Here is a 9,530-nt window from a genome sequence, read left to right on the forward strand (position 1 = left end):
CAGTTCGGGTCCCGGGAGTGGGGTTACGGCGACGATTACGCGTCCGGGCCGGCCAGGGAAATCGTGCAGCGCTCGCTCGCGCTGGGCGTCACGTTGTTCGACACCGCCGAGATATACGGCTTCGGCAAGAGCGAGCGCATCCTCGGCGAAGCGCTGGGCGACCAGCGCGCCGAGGTGGCGGTGGCCAGCAAGGTCTTCCCCGTCGCACCGTTCCCCGCGGTGGTCAAGCAACGTGCCCACGCGAGCGCGCAGCGCCTGCAGCTCGACCGCATCCCGCTGTACCAGGTGCACCAGCCCAACCCGGTCGTGCCGGATTCGGTGATCATGCCGGGCATGCGTGAGCTCCTCGACACCGGGCTGATCGGGGCGGCCGGGGTGTCGAACTATTCGCTGGACCGCTGGCAGAAGGCCGACGCGGCGCTGGGGCGACCGGTGATCAGCAACCAGGTGCACTTCTCGCTGGCTCACCCGCAGGCGCTCGACGATCTCGTGCCGTTCGCGCAGCGGGAGAACCGCGTCGTGATCGCGTACAGTCCGCTGGCGCAGGGCCTGCTCGGGGGGAAGTACGGCCCCGACAACCGGCCCGGCGGGGTGCGTGCGATGAACGCCCTCTTCGGGGCCGAGAATCTGCGCCGTGTCGAGCCGCTGCTGCAGACGTTGCGCGACGTGGCCGCCGAGGTGGACGCCAAACCGGCCCAGGTGGCGCTGGCGTGGTTGATCAGCCTGCCCGGGGTCGTCGCGATCCCGGGTGCTTCCAGCGTCGAGCAACTCGAGTTCAACGTCGCCGCGGCCGACATCGAGCTGAGCGCGTCCGCGCGCGATGCGCTCACCGATGCGGCGCGCGCATTCCGGCCGGTGTCGACGGCGCGGTTCCTGGCCGACACGGTCCGCGAGCGCCTCGGCGTGCGCTAAGCGCCCAGCTTCCCCCTCGCGTACTCGGCTCGGCAGGCACCGCGAGCGAGCTTGCCGCTCGTCGTGCGGGGAATGGCACCGGCGGCGACGAATCGGATGTCGGCGGCGCAGATGCCATGGCGCTCAACGACAGCGGAGCGGATTGCCTCGATCGCCGGCGCCGGATCGGTCCGTGCGGTGCCGGTGGCCCGCTCGGCGACGATCACCAGGTCGTGCCGGCCGTTGCCGCCGGACAGGCTGAAGGCGGTGACATGTCCGGGCCGCACCATTCCCGAGGCGCCTTCGGCGGTGGCCTCGATGTCGTGCGGATAGAGATGCCGTCCGTCGGCGACGATCAGGTCCGCGCGCCTGCCCGTGACATACAGCTCACCGTCGAGGTAGCACCCCAGATCACCGGTTCGCAACCAATCCGCTTGCGCTGGGACGCCTTCCGCGTGGCCACCGGAAAGTCGAGTGGTCAGTCGGGCCCCGAAGGCACGGCGTGACTCGGCAGGCCTGCCCCAGTAACCTCTGCCGATGTTGTCGCCGTGCAGCCAGATCTCGCCGACGTGGCCGTCGGGCAGTTCCGTTCCGGTCTCGGCGTCGACGATAACGGCCCACTGGCTGCGCGCCACCTGCCCACACGACACGTGCGCCACCGCACCGGGTGCAGCAGCGTCGACCGGCACGGCTCTGCCCTCGGCCAACTGGCCGCGGTCGAGATACACCGCGGCGGCGCGGGCTCGCGGTGCGATGGTCGAGACGAACAAGGTGGCTTCGGCAATCCCGTAGGACGGCCGAAAAGCGTTCGGCGCCAGGTCATGCGGCTCGAACGCGGCGCGGAAGGCATCGATGGCGCCGATACTCACGGGTTCGGATCCGATGATCAGCACCGCCTTGCTGAGATCGATGTTCTCGCCGGGCGCCGGCAGTCCCCGCTGCGCGGCGTACTCGTAGGCGAAGTTGGGTGCCGCGGTCACCACCCGGCCTTCGCGCGACCCGTCCGAGAGGGCCTTGATCCAGCGGTACGGACGACGGATGAACGCCGTCGGCGACATCAGCGTGGAATGCCCGCCGTAGACCGCCGGAAAGCCGATCATCGAAAGACCCATGTCGTGGAAAAGCGGTAACCAGCTGACGCCGTGAACTTTTCGGTCGAGCAGGTCGATCGACAGGATCATCTGGACGAGGTTCGTGCCCACGGCGCGATGGGTGATCTCGACGCCTACCGGAGGGCGGGTCGCGCCCGAGGTGTACTGCAGATGCGAGACGTCCTCGAGGCGCAGCTCGACGGGATCGAAATCTTCGACGGTGTCCGGCATGTCGTCGAGGAGCAGCACGGTCGGCCGGGCCATCCCGTGCAAGCCGTCGAGGAAACTTTGCACGTTGGCCGCCGCGGCCGACGTGGTCAGCACAGCGGACGGTTGCGCGTCGCGCAGCGCGGTCTCGAGACGTTCGGCGTGGCCCTGCAATTCCGGCGCGAACAGTGGAACCGCGACGGCGCCGGCCTTCACCGCGGCGAAGAACGCGGTCACGTAGTCGAGGCCCTGCGGCGCCAGGATCGCGACCCGCTCCCCTCGCCCGACGACCCGTTGCAAATGCGCGGCGACCACCCGCAGGCGCGCGCCGAGCTGCGTCCACGTGAGCTCGGTGGCCACACCGTCGCCACCGCTGGAGAAATCGAGATAGCGGTAGGCGGGCGCATCGCCGACGTTGGCGATGTTGCGGTCGATGAGCGAGATCAGGTTCACGCCGGCGGGAATCGCCACCTCACCGTCGGCGTCGAGGCAGTCCTCGATCCGCAGCAGGCCGTCGTGCGTCACGGCGGCCCTTTCGGCCCAGCGCACAACGCTTTAGAGCGAGACCGTGCCGTAGTCGGCGACGTGGCCGGTCAGCATGCGCAGTTGGTCGTCGGCTGTGCCGAACGTGTTGTCGATGGCCGTGAGGCGTGCGGCGTAGTGCCCGACGGGATACTCGGCGGTCATGCCGATGCCGCCGTGCAACTGGATCGCCTCCTGCGCGATATGCCGTCCTGAGCGGCCGATCTGCCACTTCACCCGCGCCGCGATCACCGGGTCGAACCTGCCGTCGGCGATCGACATCGCAGCGTAGTAGTTCATGCTGCGCGCGAGCTCAAGCGAGACGTACATGTCGGCGGCGCGCTGCGTCAACGTCTGGAACGTGCTCAGCGGAACACCGAACTGCTTACGGCTGGTGAGGTATTCGGTCGTCAGCCGCAACGCCTCCTCCATCGCGCCGACCGCTTCGGAGCACAATGCGGACTGAAAGCGGATCACGGTGCGGGCGACGTGCTCGCTGGCGTCGCCGCCTTCACCCAACGGTTCGGCCGGGGTGGAGTCGAAGTCGAGTTGCGCGCCGCGACGGCCGTCGAAGGTGCGGTACGGATGCCGGGTGACGGCCGCTGCGTCGACCACGAAAAGCCCAACTCCCCCGTCGGGTAGGGCCGCCGTGACGATGACGGTGTCGGCGCTGTCCCCCGCGAGCACCGGGTTCTTGCGTCCGCTGAGCGTCCAGCCGTCGCCGGATTGCTGTGCGGCAGTGGCGAGTTGGGCCGTCTCCGCACGCATGCCCGGCTCGGTGTGCGCGAACGCCAGCAGCGTCTCGCCCGCCGCGACCGCGTCGAGCATCTCCTTCTGCGCGTCGCTGCCCAACTCGGCGATCAGACCGCCGGGAATGAGCGCGGCCTGCGCGACGGGTTCAGGCGCCAGCCGCCGGCCGATCTCGGTCAGCACGACCATCGCCTCGATCTGGCCGGCCTCGGTGGGGTCGAAACCCAATCCGAGGATACCGACCTCGGCCAGTTGGGCCCACACTTCGCGGCTCCAGCCGGTATCGCCTTTGCTCACCTCGCCGATGCGGGTGACGTCGTAGTTGTGTGACAGCACGTCGCGAGTGACGTCGCGAAGCAGTTGCTGTTCCTCGGTCAGGTCGAAGTCCATGTCAACTCACAATCCCAGGATGGTCGAAGCGACGATGCTGCGCTGAATCTCGTTGGTGCCGCCGTAGATCGACGTCTTGCGGTAGTTCAGGTAGCGGGGCGCGGCGTCCTGCGCCCACTCGGGCACATCGACGTCGGAGCCGGCGTCGAACGGCAGCGCGTCGGGGCCGGCCACCTCGACGAACAGCTTGCTGGCGGCCTGCTGCAGTTGGCTGCCGCGCAGCTTGAGGATCGACGACGCGGGGTTGGGCTTGCCGTCCGCCTCCGATCCGCTGACCCGCATCTGCGTGAGCTCCAGCGCCAGCAGCCCGGTCTCGATCTCGGCGACGCGCGCGGCGAACAGCGGATCCTGCAGCAGCGGTGCGCCGTTGACCTCCAACTTGGCGGCGTGCTCCTTGACCTGGGACATCCACAGCTTGGTCAACCCGATGCGCGCGATGCCGGTCCGTTCGTTCCCGAGCAGGAACTTCGCGTAGGTCCAGCCCTGGTTCTCCTCGCCCACGAGTTGGTCGGCCGGGATCCGCACGTCTTCGAAGAAGACCTCGTTGACCTCGAAGCCGCCGTCGATCAGCTCGATCGGGCGCAGCGTGATTCCCGGCGTCGACATCTCGGCGAGCAGGAACGAGATGCCCGCCTGCCGTTTGGGTGCGTTCGGATCGGTGCGCGCGAGCAGGAAGATCCAGTCGGCGTACTGGCCGAGCGTCGTCCAGGTCTTCTGACCGTTGACGACGTAGGTGTCGCCGTCGCGCACGGCGGTGGTGCGCAGCGACGCGAGGTCCGAACCGGCCTCCGGTTCGGAGAAGCCCTGACACCACCAGATGTCGATGTTCGCCGTCGGCGGCAGGAACCGCTCTTTCAGCGCCTGCGAACCGAATTGGGCGATCACCGGGCCGACCATCTTGGTGTTGAACGCCAGCGGTTCGGGGATGCCGGCCAGCTGCATCTCGTCGAGCCAGATCTGGCGCTGCAGGGGCGACCATTCCTTGCCGCCCCACTCGACCGGCCAGTTCGGCACGGCCAGCCCGTTGGCGTTGAGGATCCGCTGGCTGGTGACCATGTCCTCGGGGAACTTCGAATGACCGGTCTTGCCCCGCTCGCGGATGTCCTCGGGTATCTCCGTGTTGTAGAACCGCCGCAACTCGTCGCGGAATGCCGCGTCCTGCTCACTCAACGCCAGCTTCACAGCCGAACCCTTTCCTCGTTGCTCGACATTGCGCTCCGATTACCCACTGCGCGCGGTCCCACGCGGAAGCGACCCTACTTCCATGCGAAGACCGGTTGCTCGAGTTCGTCGACACGGTCGTGCCGGCCTTCCAGGCACAGCCACCGTAGTTGCAGGAGCACCGCGCCAGTCGGGGCGTGGATGAGGTCGTTACCCAACGGCACCTGCACGACGGGTCGCGGGCTTTCGGGGATGTCGATGAACCGCGGCGAGTCGTCGCGCTGCAGCTGGTGCAGCCCGACCCGATACACGGCGACGACCTCGTCGGGCGCCGGTCGCGGATTGAGCCGGCCGCCGCCCCAGATCACCACCGGCGTGATGACGTAGCCGGACCGTGTCGGGTAGTCGTCGAGCAGACCCAGCACGGTCGAATCCGGCAGGCTGACGCCGACCTCCTCGTCGAGTTCGCGCAGCGCCGCATCGATCACACTCTCGCCCGGGTCGAGCCGGCCGCCGGGCAGCGCCCACTGGGCGGCATGCGATGTCAGGCGGGATGCCCTGCGGCACAGGAAGAAAGCCGCGCCACCGGACACGTCGACCATCCGGCCGTCGAGCCCGGCCTCCGCCATCCCTCGACCGTCGTTCCAGCCCTCCACGTCCGCCGGATCGACCCGGTCCTCACCGACGTCGGAGTCGACGAGGACGACGGCGACCGCCGCGTGCCGCTTGGCAGGATCCGTCACGGCGCGACGCTCGTGTTTCGACAGGTTCACGCTGATCCGCTCGCGCAGCGCCTCGTCGTAGGAGATCGTCACGGCTTGACCATATGAGGCGTAGTTTGGTCGACGCGGTCCGGGGCAACTCCCTCATCGCCCTGCGGTATCAGCCCAACGAAAGGGATCGACATGGCACTCGACGACGACGACATCACCACCTCGGACGGAGGCGGCGAAGGCCCCGCTGACGGCGGCTCAAACCCCCAAGGCCACGACGGCGGCGCCGACGGCACAGCGGGCGGCGAAGGCCCCGCTGACGGCGGCTCAAACCCCCAAGGCCACGACGGCGGCGCCGACGGCACAGCGGGCGGCGAAGGGCCCGCTGACGGCGGCTCGAACCCCGAAGGACACGACGGCGGCGCCGACGGGACCGCCTGAGTCTTCGGATCGAGATGCTTGCGCGTTGCGCGGCCACTGACGCTCGACGGTTCGCCGACGAGTACTGGGGCCGCAAACCGCTGCTGAGCCGAGCCGACGCGCTACCCCGCGACTTCAGCGATCTGCTGTCGCCCGACACGGTCGACGAGCTGCTCGCCGAACGCGGGGTGCGTGCGCCGTTCATCCGGCTGGCCAAGGAGGGCGACCTCCTGGCCAAGGACTGCTACCTCGGGCCGGCCGGCTTCGGCGCCGAGATAGGCGACCAGATCGACTCGGCAAAGCTGCTGAGCCAGTTCGCATCTGGCGCGACGATCGTGTTGCAGGGCCTACACCGGCTGTGGCCGCCGCTGATCGGCTTCGTCCGCGAAGCGGTCGACGAACTCGGGCACCCGGTGCAGGCCAACGCCTACGTCACCCCGCCCGCCAACCGGGGTTTCGATCCGCACTACGACGTGCACGACGTATTCGTGCTGCAGGTGTCGGGTCAGAAGCGCTGGGTCGTGCACGAGCCGGTCTTCGAACACCCGTTACCGTCGCAGCCGTGGACGCAGCACCGCGCGGCGATCGCGAAGCGGGCCGCCGAGACGCCGGTCATCGACACGGTGCTGTCCAAAGGCGACGCGCTCTATCTGCCGCGCGGCTGGGTGCATTCAGCGCAGGCACTGCAGATGACCTCCATCCACCTGACCATCGGGGTGGCGCCGGTGACGGGCATCGACGTGGCCCGCGCCGTCGTGGACCAACTGGCGAGCGCCGCGTCCTACCGCGAATCGCTGCCGATGGGCGCCGCGGACGCGGATGAGACGATGGCGACCGTGACCAAGGTGCTGGCAGAGATGGTCGGCTCACTGCGCGACGAGGCGGCCGCGTTGAGCGCAGGCGCCGCTTCGCGGCTGTCGCAGCGGCACGCCGACCGAACGCGCCCGGAGGCGTTGCGTCCGTTGGCCTCTCTGGCCGCTTCCGAGCGGGCCGGCGACGCCGTGGTGCGGTGGCGGCACGGGCTGATCGCGACCGTCGAGCGCTCCGGCGACCGGATAGTGCTGCGCCTGCCGGACCGGACCATGACGTTCCCGCAGGTGTGTGGTGACGCGATCGGCGCCCTGCACCGCGGCGACGTCGTCGACGCGACGCGCCTGCCTGGCCTCGACCGCGCCGACGCCACCGTCGTTATCCGCCGGTTGCTCCGGGAGGGCGTCCTCGTACCAGCGGACATCGGGCCCGACGCCGGATGACCGCCGCCGGATGACCGCCGCGAAGCGAATTCCCTGCAGCGACCAATCGCTCGCCCGCGACGATCCGATGTACGGCACCGCGTCGGCGGGGTCGTCGTGGATGCTGCTGGAGCTGAGCGGTCCCTGGGGGCCGTCGGCATTTCTACAGTCGCCCAACTGCATCGAACCCGAGCTCGGCCGCGCGATCGTCCGCCGCGTCGAGAAGGCGGGCATGCGCATCGCAGCCATCCGGCGGCACGGGCGCCGCCCCGAGATCCCGCGGTGGCGCTGGTATGTCGCGCATTCCGGCGTCGGCAACGAGACGCTCCACCACGGTGAAGTCACCGCTCCGGAGGAATTCCTCGAGCTCTCCCTCGACGGCAGCGACGGGCAGCCGACCTCGGATCCGCTCATCGCGATCTGCTCGCACGGCAAACACGACCAGTGCTGCGCGGTACGGGGTCGCAGCGCCTGCACCGCAATCGCTGCACAGTACCCCGAATTCACCTGGGAATGCTCACATCTCGGCGGTGACCGGTTCGCCGCGACGATGCTGATCCTGCCCGAGGGGCTCTGCTACGGGCGCGTCGACTCGACCGACGCCGCGGGCTTGGTGCGGTTGTATCTCGACGGCCGGCTGGACAACCGGTTCCTGCGCGGCCGCACCTCGCTACCGCACGCCGTTCAGGCCGCACAGTACTTCGTCCGGGAACGCTACGGCGACAACCGGATCGACGCGCTGCACCCACTCACGGTCGAGCGGGCCGAACACCGTATCCGGGTGGTGCTCGACGGCGACAGAGGCCCCATCGAGGTTATCCTCGGCGAGGAGTTGTCCGAACCTCTGCTGTCGCAATGCCATGCACAGGTCGCCGGGCAGGTCCGCATCTTCACGCTGGAGTCACTCGCGTGAGGCGTGCTCAGTCCCGATCGCGGGTGGCGGGCAGCACCAGGGTGTCGAACACCTGACGGACGAACGTCGCGTCGACGCGCTGCCCGTTGACGACGCGCATGAGGCTCATCGCCGTCGTCACATCGGCCACGAGCGACCAGTCACGCTGCGCCGAGATCTCCCCTCGTTCGACAGCCCGCTGCAGCACCGCGGAGATCATGCGCCGTCCCCTCAGCAGCATCAAATCGTCCAGCGCCGAGGCGAGTTCGCGATCGTGCACCGCTTCGAGCGCGACCTTCAGAATCAGGTCGTAGGAGACGATCGCGTCCTCGTTGCTCTTCGCGAGCTCGACGAGCGCGTCGAGATCCCCTTCGAGACTGCCGGTGTCGGGCGTGTCGTCGGTGAGCAGATCCGGCCGCCAGTACACCAGCGCATCGGTGATCAGCGCGGCCTTCGACGACCACCGGCGGTAGATCGCCGCCTTGCCCACACCTGCGCGCGCGGCGACGTCGTTCATGTTGGTGGCGTCGTAGCCGTGCTCCTTGAGCGCGGCCAGCGCCGCGTCGAGGATCGCCGGATCCATCGACCGGTCCAGCCGGCCCTCAGTTCGCCGGCGTAGCTTCGGCTTGGCCTGTGCCATCACCGCCGACCTCGGTTCACGACCTCGCCGGTTGCGGAATCGGCGCGGTGTCAACGGGATCCGACGGCCGGCGTCCGCTCGTGCGCTCGACGATCTTGAAGGTGTTCAGCGGCCACCAGAACCAGCGCCCGAGTGCCGCCGCGATCGACGGGGTCATGAACGACCGCACGATCAGCGTGTCGACGAGCAGGCCGATACCGATCGTGGTGCCCAACTGCCCGATCACCCGCAGATCGCTGACGATCATCGACAGCATCGTGAACGCGAACACCAGGCCGGCTGCGGTGACCACCCGGCCGGTCGCGCCCATCGCGCGGATGATGCCGGTGTTCAACCCGGCGTGGATCTCTTCCTTCAGCCGCGACACCAGCAGCAGGTTGTAGTCAGAGCCCACCGCGAGCAGGATCACGATCGACAGCGGGATCACGATCCACTGCACGCCCAACCCGAGGATGTCCTGCCACAGCAGCACGGAAAGCCCGCACGCGGTGCCCAGCGACGCGGCGACCGTCCCGACGATCACCAGCGCGGCCACCACGCTGCGGGTGATCAGCACCATGATCGCGAAGATCAGGATCATCGACGCGATCACCGCGATCAGGAGGTCGACCGTGACGCCGT

10 protein-coding genes are annotated in these 9,530 nt (G+C 68.8%); 4 read left to right on the forward strand and 6 right to left on the reverse strand.

The window, feature by feature from the left end:
• The coding region (locus A5663_RS10580) for an aldo/keto reductase (protein WP_068147856.1) at positions 1 to 912 on the forward strand (912 nt) is incomplete at its 5' end.
• Here the strand turns inward: A5663_RS10580 and A5663_RS10585 are convergent.
• From A5663_RS10585 to A5663_RS10600, 4 genes are all read right to left on the reverse strand, one after another.
• A complete protein-coding gene (locus tag A5663_RS10585; RefSeq protein WP_231976751.1) occupies positions 909 to 2,714 on the reverse strand; it encodes a fatty acyl-AMP ligase in 1,806 nt (601 codons plus the stop codon). The two genes, A5663_RS10580 and A5663_RS10585, sit on opposite strands and share 4 nt — an antisense overlap.
• Positions 2,715 to 2,744: 30 nt before the next feature.
• A complete protein-coding gene (locus A5663_RS10590) occupies positions 2,745 to 3,851 on the reverse strand; it encodes an acyl-CoA dehydrogenase family protein (RefSeq protein ID WP_068147865.1) in 1,107 nt (368 codons plus the stop codon).
• A gap of 6 nt (positions 3,852 to 3,857) precedes the next feature.
• Complete coding sequence (locus tag A5663_RS10595) at positions 3,858 to 5,033, reverse strand: acyl-CoA dehydrogenase family protein (protein WP_068147868.1); 1,176 nt, start codon at positions 5,031 to 5,033, stop codon at positions 3,858 to 3,860.
• Between the two features lie 74 nt (positions 5,034 to 5,107).
• Positions 5,108 to 5,827 carry a CoA pyrophosphatase gene (locus tag A5663_RS10600; protein WP_068147871.1) on the reverse strand — a complete coding sequence of 240 codons (720 nt, stop codon included), beginning with the start codon at positions 5,825 to 5,827 and terminating at the stop codon, positions 5,108 to 5,110.
• Positions 5,828 to 5,917: 90 nt separating this feature from the next.
• Here A5663_RS10600 and A5663_RS10605 point away from each other — a divergent pair, with 90 nt between their 5' ends.
• From A5663_RS10605 to A5663_RS10615, 3 genes are read left to right on the forward strand one after another with little or no spacing between them, the layout of a single operon-like run.
• Positions 5,918 to 6,166 carry a BatC protein gene (locus A5663_RS10605; protein ID WP_068147874.1) on the forward strand — a complete coding sequence of 83 codons (249 nt, stop codon included), beginning with the start codon at positions 5,918 to 5,920 and terminating at the stop codon, positions 6,164 to 6,166.
• A gap of 14 nt (positions 6,167 to 6,180) precedes the next feature.
• Positions 6,181 to 7,398 (forward strand): cupin domain-containing protein, encoded by a 1,218-nt coding sequence (locus tag A5663_RS10610; RefSeq protein ID WP_068147878.1) that lies wholly within the window; start codon positions 6,181 to 6,183, stop codon positions 7,396 to 7,398.
• Positions 7,399 to 7,408: 10 nt separating this feature from the next.
• On the forward strand, positions 7,409 to 8,290 hold the full coding sequence (locus tag A5663_RS10615; protein WP_068147879.1) for a sucrase ferredoxin: 882 nt from the start codon (positions 7,409 to 7,411) through the stop codon (positions 8,288 to 8,290).
• A 7-nt stretch (positions 8,291 to 8,297) separates the two neighbouring features.
• Here the strand turns inward: A5663_RS10615 and A5663_RS10620 are convergent, their stop codons facing one another.
• Together A5663_RS10620 and A5663_RS10625 are read right to left on the reverse strand one after the other, a co-directional pair.
• Positions 8,298 to 8,909, reverse strand: a complete 612-nt coding sequence (locus A5663_RS10620) for a TetR/AcrR family transcriptional regulator (protein ID WP_068147882.1) — start codon at positions 8,907 to 8,909, stop codon at positions 8,298 to 8,300.
• Positions 8,910 to 8,925: 16 nt separating this feature from the next.
• A partial coding sequence (locus A5663_RS10625) for an MMPL family transporter (protein ID WP_156744426.1) occupies positions 8,926 to 9,530 on the reverse strand: 605 nt, incomplete at its 5' end.

This window comes from Mycobacterium sp. E740, from assembly GCF_001672895.1.
GTDB lineage: Bacteria > Actinomycetota > Actinomycetes > Mycobacteriales > Mycobacteriaceae > Mycobacterium.